The sequence below is a fragment of the Dyella lutea genome (assembly GCF_024158035.1).
GTDB lineage: Bacteria > Pseudomonadota > Gammaproteobacteria > Xanthomonadales > Rhodanobacteraceae > Dyella_A > Dyella_A lutea.
Genome location: NZ_JAMZEK010000002.1, coordinates 759,560 through 779,692 on the forward strand (window position 1 = coordinate 759,560; position 20,133 = coordinate 779,692).

Here is a 20,133-nt window from a genome sequence, read left to right on the forward strand (position 1 = left end):
GGGGACGCACATGTCGGCAGTCATTCACGCCTCGGTGCAGATGGAGCTTCCCGCGGAAGCCAATGCGGTGCTTCGCGCGGAGATGACCCCGCAGGCGGCGGTGCAGGCGCTGCTCGCCGCCGGTCGCCCGCAGGACGCGCTCACCCTGTTGGCCCGCCTGCTGCCCAAGCGCTACGCCGTGGCCTGGGTCTGCCAGTGCGCGCGCGAGCAGGCGCTCACCCAGGAAGACCGCGCCGGCGCCTCGCTGGCCGAGCAGTGGGTGCGCGAGCCCAGCGAGAGCAATCGGCGCGCCGCGTTCGAGTTCGCCCACGCCGGCGGCTACAAGTCGCTGGGTGCATGGATCGCCGCCTCGGCCGGCTGGTCCGGCGGCAGCCTGGCGCCGGCTGCGCAGGAGACGCCGGTGCCGCCGCCCGAGCATCTCACCGCGCGCGCCACCGTGGCGGCGATCAACCTGCTGGCGGCGCTGGAGCCGGCCGAGTTCGATGCCCGGCGCAAGGCCTTCATCGAGCGCGCGACCAGCCTGCTGCAGGCCGGAGGAGGGGAGGCATGACCCGCTGCCCCGTCCACCCGCGCCGGTCCGACTTCCGTCACGAAGAGGAGCGCTGAGCGTGTCGTCGATTCCCACCCTGGTCCTGGCGGTCACCGGCGTGCACGCGGCGCAGTTCGGCGCGCGCGGGCAGAAGGCCTTCGAGGGGCGCGATGGCAGCATCGGTCGCTCGGAGGATTGCGACTGGGTGCTCAGCGCGTCGGGCGTGTCGCGGGTGCACGCGATGATCCGCTGCCTCAACGGCATCTATTTCATCGAGGACCGCAGCACCAACGGCATGCTGCTCAACGGCGTGCCGCTGGTGAAGGGCGACCCGTCGGCGCTCAAGCATGGCGACCGCCTGCAGATCGATACCTTCGAGGTATCGGTGAGCGTGCAGGCGGCCGGCGCGGCGGCCGTTCCACCTGCGCCACCGGCGCCGCAGGACGTGTTCTCCACGTCGCCGCTGCCGCCGGCCGCCCCGATGCCGATGGGGCGCGATCCGCTGGACGACTTCCTCGACCTGGGCCCGGCATCCCGGCCGCCGGCCGATGCCGGGCTGATCCCCGATCCGGTGGCGCCGGCCGGGGGTTCGCTCGATCCGTTGAGTTTCCTCGACGAGCCGTTCGCGCCGTCGCCGTCTCCTGCCGCACCGTCGCCGGACTGGAACCACACGCCGGGTGTCTCCGACCACTTCCGTCCGCCGTTGCAGGAAGGCCAGCGGGCAGCCCAGGTGTTGCCGGAAAACTGGGACCTGACCGTGGGCGATTTCGGCGCGCCGGCGGCATCGACGCCGGTTCCCGCTCCTGCGCCTGTCCCGGCGCCGGCACCGCCGCCGGCCACCTGGACGACGCCGGCACCGGCTCCCGCGCCCGCGCCGGCCGGTGCTGCGATGCCGGCGGACATCGAGCAGATGCTGTCGATCGTGGTCGACGGCGTGATGGACGTGCTGCGCGCACGCGCCGAGATCAAGAACACCTTTCGCCTACCGGTGACGATCATCCAGCGCTCGGAGAACAACCCGCTGAAGTTCGCGCCGAACGCGGAGGAAGCGCTGCAGAAGATCCTCTCGCCGCCGAACGCGGCATTCCTGTCCGGACCTTCCGCGTTCGACGACGCATTCGACGATATCCGCTGCCACCAGATGGCGATGCTCGCCGGCGTGCGCGCCGCGTTCGAATCGCTGCTGGCGCACTTCAGCCCCGACCGCTTCGAACAGGAGGCCGATGGCGGCAAGCGCTCGGCGTTCACCGGCAAGGGGCGCTACTGGGAGAAGTACCGCGAGCATTTCGAAGGGCTGGCCAAGAACCCCGACGAGTGCTTCCGACGGCTGTTCGGCGACGAGTTCGCGCGGGCCTACGAAGAACAGCTGGCGCGCCTGAAGTCGGCGCGCCGCAACGCCACGCGGCGATGACATTTCAGACACGGGCATCGATCCGATGACGCAAAACAACAAAGTGGTTTGGAGCGAAGGCCTGTTCCTGCGGCCGCAGCACCTGCAGCAGAACGAGCGCTATCTGGAGCGCTTCGTCGAGCTGCGTGCCGGTGCGCTGCGGTCGTACAGCTTCGGCTTCACCGAGCTGGAACTGGAGGCCGACCTGCTGGCGGTCGGCAAGCTCGGCATCAAGCGGGCGCGCGGCGTGCTGCCCGACGGCACGCCGTTCGCGATGCCATCGGACGATCCACTGCCGCCGCCGCTGGACGTGGATGCCAACTGGCGTGACCAGACCATCTACCTGACGCTGCCGCTGCGCTCGCCGACCCAGCCGGACAGCGGCCGGCCCGAGGCGCCGGCGGAGAAGCTGTTCCGCTTCCGCGTGCGCGAGGCCGAGGTGCGCGATGCCTCCGGCAGCACCGACGGCACCGCGGTGCTGGAAGTCGGCGGCATGACCAGCCGGCTGCTGCCCGAGTCGCAGCCGCTGGAGGGCCTGACCCGGTTGCCGCTGGCGCGCATCGTCGAATGCCGCTCGGATCGCCGGGTGATGCTGGACGAGGGCTTCATGCCGACCGGCCTGCGCTGCGAGGCGGTGCCGCGGCTGGTGACCTTCCTCATCGAACTGCTCGGCCTGCTGCACCAGCGCGGCGAGGCACTGGCCAGCCGGGTGGCGCTGACCGACCGCGGCGGTGCGGCCGAGATCGCCGACTTCCTGCTGCTGCAGGTGGTCAACCGCTACCAGCCGCTGGTCGCCCACCTGGCCGAGGCGCCGCTGGCGCATCCGGAGGAGCTGTACCGGCTGATGGTGGCGATGGCCGGCGAGCTGGCCACGTTCACCGCGCCGGGCAAGCGGCCGCCGGCGTTCCCGGCGTATCGCCACGAGGCGCTGCGCGAGAGCTTCGAGCCAGTGATCGCCGCGCTGCGCGCCAGCCTGAGCGCGGTGATGGAGCAGACCGCGCTGGCGATCCCGCTGCAACAACGCAAGTTCGGCGTGTGGGTGGCGGTGGTGCCGGATCTGTCGCTGCTGGACACCGCCGCCTTCGTGCTGGCGGCCAAGGCCGACCTGAAGTCCGAGGAGCTGCGCCGGCAGTTGCCGGCGGTCTCCAAGATCGGTCCGGTGGAGAAGATCCGCGACCTGGTGAACCTGCAGTTGCCGGGCATCGGGCTGACGCCGATGCCGGTGGCGCCGCGGCAGATTCCCTACAACGCGGGCTACCTGTACTTCGAATTCGACCGGCACTCGCCGATGTGGCGGGAGCTGAAGACCTCCGGCGGCATCGCCTTCCATTTCGGTAGCGAGTTCGCCGGACTGGACCTGCAGCTCTGGGCGATCCGGGGAGGGTGAGTCGGATCATGGCTTCCTTAAGAACTGCGCTTCCATTCAGCGGCCACGACCCTGCGCTGGCGGAACGGCCTCCGGTCGCACGCCCCGCCATGTCGTCCTCCTTCATGGATCCACGCGCCCGTCGCCCGCGGCGTGCGGCATCCGCAAGCCACCCGCAGGCCCAGCCATGAACACGCCGAACGGTCCCGGTCATCCGCCCGGTTATCCGCCGGTGCCCGACGACGCCACCATCGTGCGTCCGCGCGGCACCCAGCCCTCCGCTCCGGCACCTGCGCCCTACGCGCCACCGCCGGCAGCTCCCGCCTATGCGCCCGCACCGGCCGCACCGGCACCGCGGGCCGACATCAGCGAGTTCCTCGGCGGCGGCATGAATCCGCTGGTGCAGGCTGCCGCGCCGCTGCTGCTGCTGGGCGTGCAGTTGCGTCACAGCGTGTCGCTGCCCGATGCCACGCGCCTGCGCGAGCAGGTGACCACCCAGGTGCGCCGCTTCGAGAGCCACGCCAATGCCGCCGGCCTGCCGGTGCAGACGGTCACCGCCGCGCGCTACGTGCTGTGCGCGATGCTTGACGAGTCGGTGCTCAACGCGCCGTGGGGCGAGCAGAGCGGCTGGGCGCAGAAGACCCTGCTGGTGACCTTCCACGGCGAGTCCTACGGCGGCGCCAAGTTCTTCCAGATCCTCGAGCGGCTGTGCGCCGACTTCAGCCGGCACATCGATCTGATCGAGCTGATGTACCTGTGCCTGGCGCTGGGCTTCGGCGGACGCTACCAGATCGAGGCGGGCGGCCGCGCCAAGCTGGCCGACATCCAGGAAGACCTCTACCGCCGCATCAAGGCGCAGCGCGCAGCGCCGGCCGACGAGCTGGCGCCGCACTGGCGCGGCATCGAGGACCGGCGCAATCCGCTGATCCGCTACGTGCCGCTGTGGGTGATCGTCGCCGCGGCGGCCTGCGTGCTGCTGGTGGCGTTCCTGTTCTTCTACACGCGGCTCAATATGTTGTCGGCCCCGGCCAGTGCGCAGATCGCGCAGATCGGCCTGGAGAGCGCCATGCCACCGGACACCACGCGGCTGAACCAGGCCAAGCCGCCGGCACCACACAAGACGTTGAAGGAACTGCTGGCACCGGAGGCCCAGGCCGGCCGGCTCGAGGTGATCGACCAGGGTGACGGCAGCGAGCTGGTGCGGCTGAGCGGCTCGGACATGTTCGCCTCCGGCGGCGTGGACGTGAGCACCGCGGAGATTCCGCTGCTGCACCAGATCACCGCCGCACTCAACCAGGTGCCGGGGCGGGTGATCGTGGTCGGCCACACCGACGATCAGCCGATCCACTCGCTGCGCTTCAAGGACAACTTCGAGCTGTCCGCGGCACGCGCCCGCGCGGTGGTGCAGATCCTCGCCCAGGGGCTGGACAACCCGGCGCGGCTGGAATCCAGCGGCGCCGGCTCGTCGCAGCCGATCGCGCTGCCGCCGAACCTGCCGGCCAACCGCACGCGCAACCGCCGCGTCGAAATCAAGTACATCCCGGAGGGCTGAGCTCGTGAAGAAGGTGCTTTCCCTGCTCAAGTCCGGCTGGTTCATCGCCCTGGTCGGCCTGCTGCTGCTGTCGCTGCTGATCTGGCTCGGCGGTCCGTATCTCGGCATCGGCGACAGCCAGCCGCTGGCCAGCCCGGTGGCGCGGCTGGTGGTGATCATCGTGCTGCTGGTGATCTGGGGCGTGGTGCTGCAGATCCAGCAGATGCGCCTGCGCAGCAAGACCGCGCAGATGTCCGGCGACCTGGCCCAGCAGGACGGCGGTGCCGCCGCGCCGGCGCCGGCCGGCGACGATCGCAGCGCGAGCGAGCGCGCCCAGCTGGCCTCGCGCTTCCAGGAGGCGGTGGACACGCTGCGCAAGCGCCGCCAGGGCGGCGGCAACCTGTACACGCTGCCGTGGTACGTGGTGATCGGTCCGCCCGGCTCGGGCAAGAGCACGCTGCTGCAGAACTCGGGCCTGAACTTCCCGTTGTCCGACCGCTTCGGCAAGGAAGCGCTGCGCGGCATCGGCGGCACCCGCAACTGCGACTGGTGGTTCACCGAGGAAGCGGTCTTCCTCGACACCGCGGGGCGCTACACCACGCAGGATTCCGACCGCCAGGCCGATGCCTCGGCCTGGGGCGAGTTCCTCAAGCTGCTGCGCAAGTACCGCAAGCGCCGGCCGATCAACGGCGTGCTGATCGCGATGAGCATGTCCGACCTGCTGGTGCTGGACGAGAACGCCCGGCAGGAACACGTGCAGGCGGTGCGCCGGCGCCTGGACGAGCTGGCCGAGCACCTGCGCATCGGCGTGCCGGTGTACCTGGTGCTGACCAAGTGCGACCTGGTGGCCGGCTTCGGCGAGTTCTTCGACGACTTCTCGCCGGAACTGCGCAGCCAGGTCTGGGGCATGTCCTTCCCGGTCGCCAAGACCATGGACGGCAGCGCCGCCAAGGCATTTGCCGACGAGTTCCAGCGGTTGCTCGACCGGCTCAACACGCGGGTGCTCGAGCGCGTGCATGCCGAGCCCGACCGCATGCGGCGTGCCGCGATCCTGTCGTTCCCGCAGCAGCTGGCGGCGCTGCGCGACGTTGCCCGGCAGTTCGTCGAGGGCGTGTTCGCGCCGAACCCCTACGGCAGCCCGACCCTGCTGCGCGGCGTCTACCTCACCTCCGGCACGCAGGAAGGCACGCCGATCGACCGCATGATGAGCGCGGTGGCACGCACTTTCGGCGTGGACGCGGCGCGCGTGCAGGCCAAGGGTGCGCAGCAGCGCACCTTCTTCGTCGAGCGACTGCTCAAGGACGTGCTGTTCAAGGAGTCCGGCTTCGCCGGGACCAACCCCAAGCTGGAGCGCCAGAAGATCCTGCTGCAGGCGGCGGCGTATACCGGCGTGCTGCTGCTCACCGGCCTGCTGTTCGCCGGCATGGCGATCAGCTACGGCCGCAACCGCACCTACCTGGACAACGTGCAGAAGGCGCTGGCCGCCTATCCGGCGAAGACCTCGCTGGATGACGCGCCGACCCAGAAGGCCTATTTCGCGCTGGTGCTCGAACGGCTGGAAGGGCTGGGTGCGGTCAGCGGCGTGGCCGAGCAGTACCGCGGCCACGTGCCGTGGCTGATGCGCTTCGGGCTGTACCAGGGCCACGCCGTCGGCGGTGAGGTGCACGACGCCTACCTGCGCGAGCTCAACGGCCTGCTGCTGCCCGGCGTGGCCTCGCAGTTCCGTGCCGGGCTCAGCGCCAGTGCCGGCGACCCGCAGGCGCTGTACTACTACCTCAAGGGTTACCTGATGCTCGGCGAGCCGAAGCATCGCGACCCCGGCCAGCTTGTCGCGCTGACCGACCTGGAATGGCCCAAGGTGTTCCCCGGCGACACCGTGCTGCAGCAGGCGATCGCCAAGCACTTCAAGGCACTGGTGGACGAGCCGGACCGGATGCGCGCCATCTCGCTGGACAAGGACCTGGTCGAGCAGGCGCGTGCAACCCTGCGTACCGCCGATCTGTCCTCGCTGGTCTACGGCAGCATGAAGCTGTCGGCTACCGCCTCCGACGCCCCGCCGCTGCAGCTGGACAAGGCGCTGGGCCTGCTCGGCAATGTGTTCCGTCGCAAGAGCGGCACGCCGCTGTCGGCCCCGCTGCCGGCGCTGTTCACCCAGCCGGTGTTCGCCGAGGAAGTGAACAAAGGGGTCGCCCAGGCGGTGGATAACTTCACCAAGGACGACTGGGTGTTCGGCGCCAGCGGCATCGACGCGATCGGCAAGGCGCGCCTGCAGCAGCAGGTGCTGGGCCTGTACCAGACCGACTACATCAAGGCCTGGGACGACCTGCTCAACGACCTGGAGCTGCAGCCGATCGCCAGCATCCAGGACGCCAGCGCGATCGCCGCCAAGCTGGCCGGTCCCAGCTCGCCGTTGAAGGCGCTGCTCGGGGTGGTCCGCGACAACACCCACGACCTGCTGCGTGCGCCACCCGAGGACGGTGCCGACAAGGCACTGGCCGCGGCGAAGAAGGCGGCGGAGAAGAAGGCCACGCAGAGCGCGCTGAGCCGGGCGCTGGCCGCGGCGGCCGGCTCGGCGCCGGCCGCGCCGACGGCCAGGCCGGGCGATGCGATCAGCGCGCATTTCGACACGCTCGACAAGCTCAGCGAGGGAGCACCAGGCGCGGCACCGATCGACCAGACGCTCGGCGTGCTCGACCAGCTGAGCAAGACCCTGCTGACGATGACCGACTTCAGCAATGCCGCCGGCCAGCCCAATCCGCAGTTGCTGCTGGCGCAGCAGGCCGCGGCGCAATTGCCGCCGCCGGTGTCCGGCTGGGTCGCTGCGCTCACCGGCAAGAGCGAGGCGCTGGTGGCCAGCGGTACCAAGGGTGCGCTGGGTGACCAGTTCCAGCAGGCGGTGGCCAAGGACTGCGCCGACTTCACCCGCGGGCGCTATCCGTTCGCGGCGAACGGCCGGTCGGAGATCCCGATCCAGAACTTCTCCGAGCTGTTCGGCTATGGCGGCGAGTTCGACAGCTTCTACAAGCAGACGCTGGAGAAACTGGTCGACGCCAGTGGGCGCACCTGGAAATGGAAGGACGGTCCGGGTGCGGTCAGCGGTCCGCCCGGCATGCTGGCGCAGATGCAGCTGGCCGATTCGATCAAGCAGTCGTTCTTCCGCAACGGCAGTCCGACACCCGAGGTCGGTTTCACCTGGATGGCGCCGCAGCTCGACGCGGGCATCGGCAAGCTGGTGATCCAGGTCGACGGGCAGAAATTCGAGTACGCGCCCGGCGGCCCGACCAGCGCCACGATGAAGTGGCCAGGGCCGCAGCCGGGGCAGGTCTCGGTGAGCGCCTACGACACTGCCGGCAACCTGATCAGCAGCGTGGACTACCAGGGCGACTGGGCATTCTTCCGCGCACTGCAGGCGGCGCATCTGACGAAGCAGTCGGACCTGCGCTACACCGCCACCTTCCGCTTCGGCAGCCAGAGCGCTCGCGTGACGTTGCAGGCGGCCAACCTGAAGAACCCGTTCCTCGATTCCGACGTACAGCGCTTCCGCTGCGGGGGTTGAGGCCATGCCGAATCCGACAGGGGGGATGACGGCATCGGTGGGATTCTTCGGCAAGCTGGCGGGCGCCGGGGATTTCGTGCAGCGGCGGTTGCCCGGCGATTTCGTCGAGCGCTGGGACCGGCACTTCGAGCACGCGGTGGCGGCCAGCCGCGAGCGGCTCGGGGCCGGCTGGCAGGAACGCTGGTTCGCCAGTCCGGCCTGGCGCTTCGTGCTGGCACCGGGCGTGTGCGGTGATTCCGCCTGGGCCGGCGTGATGGCGCCGGCGGCCGACCGCGTCGGTCGCTGCTTCCCGATGGTGATGGCCGCGCCGCTGGGCAGGGATCCGGCGGCCTGCACGCGCACCCTGCGCGAGGCGCAGCGCTGGTTCGACGTGCTCGAGGTGGCGCATGCCGAAGCGCGCCGGCAGGCGTGGGGGGCGGATGCGTTCGACGCCCGCCTGGCCGCGCTGCCGGGGCCGCAGGAGGTCATCCGCAGCGACCCGTCTGCAGCGCTCGCGGGGATCGACTGGCGCGGGGCTGCGCAGTGGCGCATGCCATTGCGGGTGCACGGACACGACGAGCGCTTTCTCGAGTTGCTGTGGTCGCAACTGGCGGCCTCCGGTCCGTCCTGGTGCCTATGGTGGACGCACGGGGCCGCGATGGTGCCTGCCAGCGCGATGGCTACCCAGGGGCTGCCGGCTCCGTCGGGCTTCGCCGCGTTCCTCGATGCGGGGCAGGACGGGGAGGGCTGGCGCACCTTGCGCTCGTTCGCACCGGGCGCGAACGCGGGCGCCGCAGCGACGCCTGCACCAGCCGCACCGGCACCCGCACCGGCCATGATGCCGCCGCAGCCCCCACCAGGCGCACCGGCGCACGTCGATGCCGACACCACCGCATCGCGCGTGTTGGCCAGTGCCACCGCGCCGGTACCCGACGACGTGACCGTGCCCGGATTCGCTCGCGGCACGCCGGAGGCTGCACCTGCACCTGCGCCCGCAGTGGAGTTGGAGTCGCCGGCGTCGGCGACCGCACCGGCACGCTGCGCGGTCTACCGCAGCATGGACGGTGCACTCACCGTGCTGGCCGCCGACGACGGCGCACACGACGCCCGCTGCTGCGCTGCCGCCACGGCGCAGGCGGTCGCCGCGTCGATGGCGCCGGGCGAGTTCTCCGGCGGCATGCACCTGCTGCGCGAGCGGCTGCTGGCACGACATCCGGCGCTGCAGGCGTCGAGCGAGGACCTGATCGACCCGGTGATGGAGGATGCCGCCGTGGTCGCGCTGCACACCACCGGCCGCTGGGCGGCGGTGCTGCGCATGGGTACCGCCGAGGTCTGGCAGTGGCGTCGCGGGCAGATGCGCCCGGTGTTCGCCGGCGATGCCGCGTCGGCCGGTGCCGGCGTCGACACCCTGCTCGGCGCCCGTCGCGGAGCCGTTGCCGTGGGGCTGGGCGGTTCCGGCGCCCCGGAATCGGAGGACATCGTCTGCGCGGTGGAGCCGGGCGACCGCTTCCTGCTGCTCGCCACGCGACGGCTGATGGGGCTGGACCAGGCGCTGCTCGCCCAGGCGCTGGCGATGCCCGACCCGTCGCATGCGCGCGCCCTCATCGCACAGGCGGCGGCGCTCGGCACCGACCCCGCGCCATGGCCGCTGGCCGTTATCGAGGTGGCAGCATGACCGATCGTTACGTTTCGGCGGGACTCACGGTGACCGGCAAGGTCAGGCGCCACAACGAGGACGCCATCCTGGTGCGCGACGACCTCGGGCTCTGGGTGGTGGCCGATGGCATGGGCGGCCATTCGGCCGGCGACTATGCAAGTGCGCTGATCGCGCAGCGACTCGGTGCACTGACCCGCAACGGCAGCGTGTTCGATTTCATCGAGGCGATCGAGGATGCGCTCGAGCAGGTCAACACCGACCTGGTCGCGATGGCGCGTGCGCGCGGCGTGGACATCATCGGCTCCACCGTGGTGGTGCTGGTGCACCACCACGACTACATGCTGTGCGGCTGGGTCGGTGACAGCCGCGCCTACTGCATCGAAGGCGGGGTGCTCGAGCAGGTGACCCGCGACCACGTGCACGGCACCAAGGACGACGTCACCCAGTTCGGCGGTGCGCCCGCGGCCCCGTCGCCGGGTGCCGGCGTGCTGACCCGCGCGATCGGCGCCGAGGACCGGCTGTTCGTCGACTGGCAGGTGGCCGGCGGACGGCCCGGCATGCAGTTCGTGCTGTGCTCCGACGGCATCAACAAGGAAATGACCGACGCCGAGCTGGAGGCGGAGTGCCGTCAGCGGGGCGCGCCGCAGGAGCTGCTGGAGGGATTGTTCGCGCTGGCGCTCGGTCGGGCGGCGCGGGACAACGTGTCCGCCGTGGTCGTGCAGTTGCAGCCGTGAACCCGGGCACCTCTCCCATGCGCGAGCTCGAGCACGCCGCCGCGGCGTTGCAGGCGGGCGAGCCCGCGCCGGAGACGGTGCTCGATGCGCTGGCCGCACGGGGTGCCCGCCCCGCGGACGCTCACCAGCAGGAGCTGGCGGCGATCGCCGGATGGGTCGCGGATGGGCGGCTCGCGGCGTCGTTGGGGGATCTGCTGGTGGCCCGCCTGCGTGCGTTGCAGGGCGCGCAGGCGGACGACCCGGATGACGCCACCGTGGTGCATCCGCTACGCACTTCCCCGTGCCTGCCTGCAGCTGCCGGGCGCGATCCCGACGCCACCGTGGTGCAGCCGGGTCCTCAACCGGACGCGCCCGGCGACGATGACGTCACCCGCGTGCAGCCCCGTGCGCCGTCATCGCCGCCGGACCGGACCGGCACCGTCCAGCCAACGCTCTCGCAGAGCGACAGCGCCGACAGCTGGAAACGGGTGGCGGAGGCCGGGCCGGCCGACCAGGTTTCGGTCGGCCGCATGCTGAAAGGGCGCTTCCTGCTGGAGAAGGAGATCGGTCGTGGCGGCATGGGCGTGGTGTTCCTGGCCCGCGACGAGCGCAAGGTGGAGGCGCGCGACCGCGATCCCTACGTAGCGGTCAAGGTCCTGAATGACGAATTCCGCCGCCATCCCGATTCGCTGATCGCGTTGCAGCGCGAGTCGCGTCGCTCGCAGTCGCTGGCGCACGACAACATCGTGCGCGTCTACGATTTCGACAAGGACGGCGCCACGGTCTTCATGACCATGGAGTACGTCGACGGCAGCGACCTCAAGACACTGATCCGCGAGCGTGCCTACGGCGGCATGCCGCTCAAGCAGGCGCGGCCGCTGATAGAGGGCATGGCACTGGCGCTCAAGCGCGCGCATGACGCCGGTGTGGTGCACTCGGACTTCAAGCCGGGCAACGTGATGGTGACCCGCAACGGGGTGCCGAAGGTGTTCGATTTCGGCATCGCCCGGGCCGGCAAACACATGGGCGACCAGGTTGGCGAGCAGACCGTGTTCGACGCCGGCACGCTCGGCGCGCTGACTCCGGCCTACGCTAGCCTGGAGATGATCCAGGGCAAGAAGCCCACGCCCAGCGACGACATCTACGCGCTGGGCTGCGTGGCGTTCGAGCTGCTCACCGGCAAGCATCCGTTCGACAAGGTCAGCGCTGAAGTGGCGATGAAGCAGGGGCGCAAGCCGCCATCGGTGCCGGGCCTGACCAAGCGGCAGTGCCAGGCCCTGAACGATGCAGTGGCATTCAGCGGGGAGGGGCGCCTGAAGAGCGCCGACCAGTTGCTGGAGGGGCTGCGCGAGATCACCTTGCGCGAACGCTTCGGTCCGCTGCTGGCCTACGGCGCGCTGGCGGTCGCCGTGCTGGCCATCGGAGCCTTCTCCGGCATGCGCTACCTGCATGCCCGGCACGTGGAGCGGATCGTCGCCCGCTTCAACCTCGATGACCCGCACCATTACGGCAATGAAGACCTGGCACTGGGCGCACTCGGCAGTCTGGACGAGTCCGACCGCCAGCAGCTGATGCTGGCCCACGGCGACGTGATCCAGCGTTACCTGCTGGCCCGGCTGGATGCGTACTGGAACCCGGCCAAGGGCCTTAGCGATTACTCGCGGGTGCAGCACCTTTTCGCGTTGCGCGAGCGTTTGCAGCTCTACCTGCCGCAGGTGGACCTCCGGCGGGCGGCGATCGAGAAGGAACGGGCCGAGCGCCAGCTGGCGGCGGAGAAGAAGGCGGCTGCCGCAAATGCCCCGGCCACCGACACGGGCGCGCAAGCCGGACCACCCGCCTGCCCGGCGGGAACGGCGCCGCAGGACGGTCGCTGCGTGGCTTTGGCGACGGACCGCGCGCCGGGCGACCGTCGCAGCCCCGCGCCCGCGCCCGCGCCGGCGGTGGACTCCGGCCATCTGCAGGATGTCGCGCTCAAGCTGACCAGTGAAGGCGAGCGCAACTTCGCGCGGCAGAACTATTCGGCGGCGATTGCCAATGCCCAGGCGGCACTCGCGGTGAAGCCGGGGGACGCCCGGGCGCAACGCCTGCTGGACAAGGCCAAGCGGGCCCAGAGGCAGGCCATGAACAGCATTTCCATCCAATGAGGGCCATGGACATGAACACAGGTGGATTTCGTTCGGCCAGCCTCGTGCTGACCAGCCTGGTGCTGACCGTCACCGCGGGCTGCGCCCAGATGCCCAGCCAGAGTGGGTCGGGCGATACCTCGGCGGGCTCCGGAAGCTCCGCCGGCTCATGCAATCCGGTGGTGGGCGGTGCCCTCGGCGCGCTTGCCGGTGCCATGTTCGGCAAGGGCAAGGGGCATCTGGCGGGGGCGGCGATCGGCGCCGGCATCGGCGCGTTCGCGTGCATCGCGTACAACTACCACGTCCGCAAGGTGCGTGACGCCAAGGCGGTGGAGCAGGAGTACGCGCGCCAGCGCGGCGGGTTACCGGCCAGCAACACGGTGGCCGACTACCGCAGCGAGCTGACACCGTCGAACACGGTGCGCTCGGGAACCTCCGCGCAGATGCAGTCGCGGGTCACCGTGATCAGCGGAACCCACGACGCGACGCCGCAACTGAAGGAGGAGCTCACCCTCTACTCGCCCGAGGGCAAGGTGCTGTCCACGGTGAGCAAGCCGGCCACCGCCGTCGACGGCACCGGCGAGTACGAAACGAACTTCAACTTCAACCTGCCCAAGGGCATCGAGGAGGGGCGTTACACCATGCGCTCGACCCTGTTCATGGACGGCAAGCAGGTACGCACCAACGAGGTGCCGATGCTGGTGGTGAGCTGAGTCCTTGCCGGCGCATGCAATCGCGCCGGCCCCTTTTTCCGAGCGTCGCGACGTCCGCGGCGCACGGGCGTCGAGCAGGGGAAGAAGCACCTGATCCCCGACGCGCGCAAGTACTTCTTCGCCGTCCCGGTACGGCTTCCGGATTGACCAAGACCCTCACTTCATGAATTTCCTCAACGAACTGATCGCCGCTTTCCAGGCCGACAAGCTGCAGTTGTCGACCCTGCTCGACGTACTGCGTTCGCGTGGCGCCCAGCCCGCTGACGCGCATCGTGAGGAGGTCGCGACGGTCGAGCGGCTCGCGGCCGAGGGCGCGTTGACGCCGGACACGGCGGCGGCGCTGCTGGGGGCGCTCCGGTCGCTGCAGGATGCCGCGGCAGCGGCGGCGCCAGTCGCGGGCGAGGACGCCACCGTGGTCCAGTCCTCGCGCCGACCGGCCGCGGACGATCCGACGGTGGTCCAGCCGGGTGGGGCGTCGACGGCGCCGGCGGCGCACGACGGCGATGCCACCGTGGTGCAGCCGGCCTCGGGTCCCGCGCGCGTGGACGACGAGGCGACCCAGGTCAAACCGGCCTCGACGCCCGTCCCGCGTGATGTCCAGACCACCGGAGTGACCGGCAGCGCCACCGGCACGGGCACCAGCAGCACCTTCAATTCGGACAGCTGGCAGCGCATGGCGTCCGTCGAGGGAAGCGACTACGCGGCGGTCGGCAGCGTGCTCAAGGGCCGCTTCCACCTGGAGAAGGAAATCGGTCGCGGCGGCATGGGTGTGGTGTTCCTGGCCCTGGACGAGCGCAAGGTGGAGGCGCGCGACCGCGATCCCTACGTCGCGGTGAAAGTGCTGAACGACGAGTTCCGCCGCCATCCCGATTCGCTGATCGCGCTGCAGCGCGAGGCGCGCCGCTCGCAGTCGCTGGCGCACGACAACATCGTGCGCGTCTACGACTTCGACAAGGACGGCACCATCGTCTTCATGACGATGGAGTACGTCGACGGCTCCGACCTCAAGACGCTGATCCGCGAGAAGGCCTACAACGGCATGCCGCTGGCCAAGGCGCGGCCGCTGATCGAGGGCATGGCCTGGGCGCTCAAGCGCGCGCATGCAGCGGGCGTGGTGCACTCGGACTTCAAGCCGGGCAATGTCATGGTCACCCGCGACGGCATGCCGAAGGTGTTCGACTTCGGCATTGCCCGGGCCGGCAAGCACATGGGCGAGGCCACCGGCGAGCAGACCGTGTTCGATGCAGGCACGCTCGGCGCGCTGACCCCGGCCTACGCCAGCCTGGAGATGATCGAGGGCAAGGAGCCCACGCCCAGCGACGACATCTACGCGCTCGGCTGTGTGGCCTTCGAGCTGCTCACCGGCAAGCACCCGTTCGACAAGGTCAGCGCCGAAGTGGCGATGCGCGAGGGGCGCAAGCCGCCGCCGGTGCCGGGCCTGACCAAGCGCCAGTACCAGACCCTGTGCGATGCGATCGCCTTCACCAGCGACAAGCGCCTGAAGAACGCCGCCGACCTGGTTGAGGGCCTGCGCGACATCAGTCTGCGCGAACGCGCCGGGCCATTCGTGGTGGTCGGCGCGATCGGCGTGGTGATCCTGGTGGCCGGCGGCTGGGGCGTGCGCCATTACCTGCAGCAGCGCGAGGTGGACCAGGTGGTCGCGCGCTTCTCGCCGACCGACCCGCAGCATTTCGTCAGCGAGGACCAGGCGCTCGGGGCGCTGAACGCGCTGGGGGCCGACCAGCGCACCCGCGTGGTGATCGACCAGAGCGACCTGATCCAGACCTTCCTGCTCGATCGCGTCGACGCGTACTGGAATCCGGCCAAGCAGCGTTACGACTATGCCGGTGCGCAGCACGTGTTCACCCTGCGCGACCAGCTCAAGCTGTTCTCGCCCAAGCTCGACCTCAAGCGCACCGCCATCGAGCAGGAGCGCAACGACCTGCTCAACCAGCTCGACACGCGCCTGAGCAAGGCGATCGAGAGCGGCGCGATCTTCGCCGACCAGCCGGACAACGCGGTGCAGATCCTGGCGACGATCCGCGCCATCGATCCCACCAGCGGATTGCTGAAGAACGCCGAACTGGAGCTGAAGTACGACATCGCGATCGGCCAGTCGCTGGCGGCGAACCACGTCGACGAGGCCCGTGCGCAGCTGAAGCAGGCGCAGGCGGTGTTCCCGGATTCGGCGCGGCTGAAGCAGCGCGCGAACGAGCTGGCGCAGATGGCTGCACCGGCACTGGCCAGAGCCGCACCGGCGACCGCCCAGAGCGTTCCGCAGGCGCACGCGGCACTGGCCGCGCTGATCGCCCGGCCGACCCTGGACACCGATTGGCAGGCGGCAGTGGCCCGGGCGATGAGCACGCTCGCAACCGCCCACGATGCGCAGACGCCGAAGCAGGTCGAGGCGCTGGCGGCGGCGATCGCAAGCGCGGTCGCCCAGCAGAGCGACCCGTCGCAGCTGCCGCAGGCCTCGCGGGCGATCGACCTGGGTCTGCACTACGCACCGAAGTCGGCGCCCCTGCTGGCCCAGCGTAGTCGCATCGACACGCTGCAGCAGCAGGTGCAGGCGCAGCTGGCGCAGGAGAGCGCAGCCGCCGAGGTCACCTCGCGCATCGAATCGATGAAGCGCGCCGCCGCCGCCAACGACGTGGCCAAGGCGCAGGAAGCCCTGGCGCGCATCCGCACGCTGCAGCCGGACAATCCCTTCCTTGCCAGCACGGGGCCGCAGCTGCTGGCCAATGCCTACCTCGGCCAGGCGACCGATGCGATGCGGCGTGGCCGGTTCCAGTCGGCCGCCGACACCCTGGCGCGCGGACTCAAGGCGCTGGGCAACCGCGACGACCTGCGCCAGGCCAAGGCCCGCTACGACTTGGTGGCCGATGCGATGAAGGCCCGCGCCAGCGGCGTGTCCTCCGCCGATCTGTCGCGCCTGCGCCAGCAGCTGGCACGCGTGCAGAAGGACGACCCCGATGCCCTGAAAGCGCTGGAATCGGATCTGAAGCTGCGCGGGCAACTGCAGCAGGGCAGCCTGTCCGCGTTGCTGGACAGCCTCAAGCCGAGCCAGCCAGCCGCCGCGTCGCCGGCGGCTGCCACGGTCGCCGCGCCGCCGGCCGTCGCGCCCGGGACGACGCCGGTGGCGCCCGCGGCTGTCCCCACGCATTCGGGGGCCACCGTGACGCCGACGTCGCCGGGGGCTGTCGCCACCCGGCCCGGCACCGCCAGGCCGGGAGCGACCGCCGCCTCGGCCGCGGCCGGCAGCGATCCCTGCGGCGATCCGGCGCTGGTCGGCAAGGGCCGGATCTGCGCTGATGAAGTGGCCGGCAAGCGCGGCCCGCCGCTGGTGGTGATTCCCGGCCTGGCTGGCGGGAAGGCGTATGCGATGTCGCGCAACGAGATCAGCGTCAGCGAGTTCAACCGTTTCTGCAGTGCCACCGGGCAGTGCGCGCCACGGCCGGCGGGCGACCGGCTGACCGCGACCCAGCCGATCAGCAACATTCCGTTGTCGCTGGCTCGCGCCTACACCGCATGGCTGAGCAAGGGCAGCGGGTTCACCTACCGCTTGCCTACCGATGCTGAATGGCTGCATGCGGCGAAGGCGGGGGGCGGCTGGAAGCAGTCGCCGGACAGCAACTGCGTGCCGCCCAACGCCAACGGCGACGACGGCAGCGGCGCGCCGATCTCGCCGCTGGGGCGCAGCCCGAATCCCTGGGGGTTGGTGAACCTCACGGGCAACGTGTGGGAGTGGGTGGTCAGCGGCGGTCAGGTGGGCGTGCGCGGGGCCAGCTACACCAGCTATTGGTCGGACTGCACCGTGGACGCGCACCGCGCCGACAGCGGCAGCGCCCAGAACGACGTCGGATTCCGCGTGCTGAGGGAGCTCAAATGAACGAGCAGGAGCGTCACATCAATGTGGGGTTGCGGGCACTGGACGAGGCACACCGGCTCGGCCGGCTCGGCCGCGAGGACTACCGCGCCCGGCGGCGCGCCCTGCTGCAGGGGCTGAACGACAGCGCCGGGGTGACCGCGCGCAACGCGATCACCCCGCCCGCTTCGGGGGGAGGGCGACGGGAGGATGCCCGGCGCCAGGCCCTGCCCAGCGCGGACATGGCCGGCGCGCTGTTTCCCGACCGCCGTCGCCGGATGCTGCAGACCTGGCTGCTGGCCGTGGCCGGGCTGGCCCTAGCGTTGCTGCTGATCTACGGGGTGGTGCGGCTGGGCGGGAGCTGAGTCGCAAGGAATCGCCGTCGACTGACCAGTTTTGTGACGCAGTTGCGCATTACTCAGGAGGGGTGCCGTTCCCGGGGGCTGCGCGCGCACTCCGCTTGCGGGCGTGGGGGGATCCACCGTCCATGTCGCGGGCAGCCTCATTGCAAGGGGAAAGATGTCGTGCGGATGGCTTCTCTGGCAGCAGCCCTGGCGCTGGCGTTGGCTGGCGGCCAGGCGTGGGCGCAGGACACCCCCGTCCCTCCGGCATCGCCCACCCCGGGGGCTTCACCGACCCCGGCGTCTGCGCCGACACAGCGCATCCTGGTCAGCGGGATTCCCGCCGGCAGCGATGCGGCGTCGGTCCAGGCGATCGTGCAGGCCGGCTACCGGCAGGCGATGGCCGCCGCCGGTCATCCGGCAAGCCTGAGTCCCGTGCAGTGGCAGGCTGCGGCCGATGCCATCACGGCGGCGTTGCAGAAGGCCGGCTTCAAGGACGCACGGGCCTATCTGGCCGAGCAGGTGATGGCCTTCACCGTGCAGGACACGCCAGCCACCCCGGCCGGCGAGGTCGCGCAGCAGGCTCCGGCACAAACGCCGCCTGCGGCCGTGGCCGCGGCCTCCGTCCCGGCTCCGGCGCCCAAGCCGCTGGCGCCAGACAACGTGGTGCCGCCGGTACGCGAACGCGACCAGGCCCCGGCGCAGACCGTGGCGGTCAGCGCCTTCCGCGTACAGGGCGTGGGTTCGCACCCGGATGCCGGGATCACCCCGGCATCGATGCAGGCGCTGGCCGACGCGCAGTTGCGCAAGCTCGGCGGCGGCCCGGGCCAGCCGGCGCAGCTCGCCTTCACCCAGCTGCAGCAGGTGGCCGACGCGCTCACCGATACCTACCGCAAGGCGGGCTTCATCTTCGGCACGGCGTTCCTGCCGGCGCAGACCATCGGCCAGGACCACGTGGTCAGCATCCAGGTGCTGGAGGGCACGCTGGGGCGCGTCATCGTCAAGGGCAACAAGCGTTACCGCGCCAGCGCGATCGCCGCCTCGGTGGAGCCGTTGAAGGGCAAGGTGCTGCGCAAGGGCGACGTCGATTCGGCACTGCTTTATGCCCGCGATCTGCCCGGCGTGTCGGTGAGCTCGACCTTCCAGCCGGGCGAGAAGACTGGTCAGACCGACCTGCTGATGGTCGCCAACGAGGCGAAGCGGCCGTACACGATCACCACCGGCGCGAACAACTATGGCACCGATCTCACCGGCCGCTATCGCGCCCAGCTGGGCTTTACCTGGAACAGCCCACTGGGCATCGGCGACACCTTCGCCGCCAACGTCGACTACGCGATGGATCCGCGCAACAACGTCTACGGCTCGCTGGTGTACCGCGCGCCAACGGTGGTGGTGCCTGGCCTCAGCGGCGTGATCGGCGCCACCCGCAGCGAGCTGCAGCTCAATTCCACCCAGCTCGCCGCGTTGGACGTGAAGGGACCGAGTTCCTCGCAGTACGGCGGTGCCGACTGGAAGTTCGTCAATACCGACACGATGCAGATGCAGGCCACGCTGCACTACATCCGCGAGAAGTCGCGCCTGACCAGCCTCGGCATCCCGCTGTCGGACGAGAGCTTCGACGTGGCCGAGCTGGCCTGGGCGATGAACCGCACCGACCAACGCCTGCACGGCATCGACCTGCTGCAGGTGAGCCTGCGCAAGTCGATCAAGGACCGCTCGCGCGAGCCGGACCTGGTCAGTCCCAACCACGCCAGCAGTTTCACCAGCCTGCGCTTCTCCTACACGCGCCTGCAGTTCCTGACCAAGTCGCAGCGCGCCTACTTCAAGCTGGCCGGGCAGTGGACCAACGCCGCGCTGGCGCCGCTGGAGCAGTTCGTGATCGGCGGCCCGGACAGCGTGCGCGCCTACCCGATCGCCGACGGCCTGACCGACCGTGGCTACTACGCCTCGCTCGAATACCACGTCGACGCGCCGGGCTTCGGCAACAAGATCTCGCCGTTCTACGCGAGGCCCTGGCGCGAGTTGCTGGAGCTGGAGGCCTTCATCGACTACGCCCGCGGCATGCCGGCCGGAGCCGACCGGGCGAGCTCAAGCGCGCTGACCTTCAAGGGCGTCGGCGCGGGCTTCATCTTCCGCCTGCCGCGATTCCATCGCTTCGAGTTCCACCTCGACGGCGCGGTGCCGATCGGCGGACCGCAGGCCTCGGACAAGAAGGGCTACCACATCTACGCGCGCTTCGGCTTCACGTTCTAGAGCCTGATCATGATCTCCAAGCCCCCCGCGTTGTCATCGAGTGGCCGCCAGGTGGTGGTGCGAGGCGCCGGGCTGACTGGTGGTCAGCTCAAGCCACGCGCTGCCGCATGGTGGCCA

Annotated in this window: 11 protein-coding genes and 1 pseudogene; all 12 read left to right on the plus strand. The window is 70.4% G+C overall.

Features of this window, described 5'->3' with window-relative positions:
• Positions 1 to 10 precede the first annotated feature (10 nt).
• A complete protein-coding gene (locus NC595_RS10955; protein WP_253566341.1) occupies positions 11 to 550 on the plus strand; it encodes a DUF6931 family protein in 540 nt (179 codons plus the stop codon).
• A gap of 58 nt (positions 551 to 608) precedes the next feature.
• Positions 609 to 1,940 carry a type VI secretion system-associated FHA domain protein TagH gene (tagH, locus tag NC595_RS10960; RefSeq protein ID WP_253566343.1) on the plus strand — a complete coding sequence of 444 codons (1,332 nt, stop codon included), beginning with the start codon at positions 609 to 611 and terminating at the stop codon, positions 1,938 to 1,940.
• A gap of 25 nt (positions 1,941 to 1,965) precedes the next feature.
• On the plus strand, positions 1,966 to 3,306 hold the full coding sequence (gene tssK, locus NC595_RS10965; RefSeq protein WP_253566345.1) for a type VI secretion system baseplate subunit TssK: 1,341 nt from the start codon (positions 1,966 to 1,968) through the stop codon (positions 3,304 to 3,306).
• Positions 3,307 to 3,472: 166 nt separating this feature from the next.
• Entirely contained in the window at positions 3,473 to 4,837 is a 1,365-nt protein-coding gene (gene icmH, locus NC595_RS10970) for a type IVB secretion system protein IcmH/DotU (protein WP_253566347.1), read from the plus strand.
• Positions 4,838 to 4,841: 4 nt separating this feature from the next.
• Positions 4,842 to 8,372, plus strand: coding sequence for a type VI secretion system membrane subunit TssM (gene tssM / locus NC595_RS10975; protein ID WP_253566349.1), 3,531 nt, complete (start codon positions 4,842 to 4,844; stop codon positions 8,370 to 8,372).
• 4 nt (positions 8,373 to 8,376) lie between these two features.
• A complete protein-coding gene (gene tagF / locus NC595_RS10980; protein WP_253566351.1) occupies positions 8,377 to 10,026 on the plus strand; it encodes a type VI secretion system-associated protein TagF in 1,650 nt (549 codons plus the stop codon).
• A complete protein-coding gene (locus tag NC595_RS10985; RefSeq protein WP_253566353.1) occupies positions 10,023 to 10,742 on the plus strand; it encodes a PP2C family protein-serine/threonine phosphatase in 720 nt (239 codons plus the stop codon). Before tagF ends, NC595_RS10985 begins: the two co-directional genes overlap by 4 nt.
• A 17-nt stretch (positions 10,743 to 10,759) precedes the next feature.
• Positions 10,760 to 12,481: pseudogene (locus tag NC595_RS10990) on the plus strand (serine/threonine-protein kinase); the annotation flags it as partial.
• Between the two features lie 389 nt (positions 12,482 to 12,870).
• Positions 12,871 to 13,557, plus strand: coding sequence for a glycine zipper domain-containing protein (locus tag NC595_RS10995; RefSeq protein WP_253566355.1), 687 nt, complete (start codon positions 12,871 to 12,873; stop codon positions 13,555 to 13,557).
• A 163-nt stretch (positions 13,558 to 13,720) separates the two neighbouring features.
• Positions 13,721 to 17,446 (plus strand): protein kinase domain-containing protein, encoded by a 3,726-nt coding sequence (locus NC595_RS11000; protein WP_253566357.1) that lies wholly within the window; start codon positions 13,721 to 13,723, stop codon positions 17,444 to 17,446.
• Entirely contained in the window at positions 17,443 to 17,787 is a 345-nt protein-coding gene (locus tag NC595_RS11005; RefSeq protein ID WP_253566358.1) for a hypothetical protein, read from the plus strand. The genes NC595_RS11000 and NC595_RS11005 overlap by 4 nt, the downstream gene beginning before the upstream one ends.
• Before the next feature lie 501 nt (positions 17,788 to 18,288).
• The gene (locus tag NC595_RS11010; protein ID WP_425493117.1) at positions 18,289 to 20,016 is read left to right on the plus strand and encodes a ShlB/FhaC/HecB family hemolysin secretion/activation protein; all 1,728 of its coding nucleotides are present in this window, start codon (positions 18,289 to 18,291) and stop codon (positions 20,014 to 20,016) included.
• Positions 20,017 to 20,133: the final 117 nt, after the last annotated feature.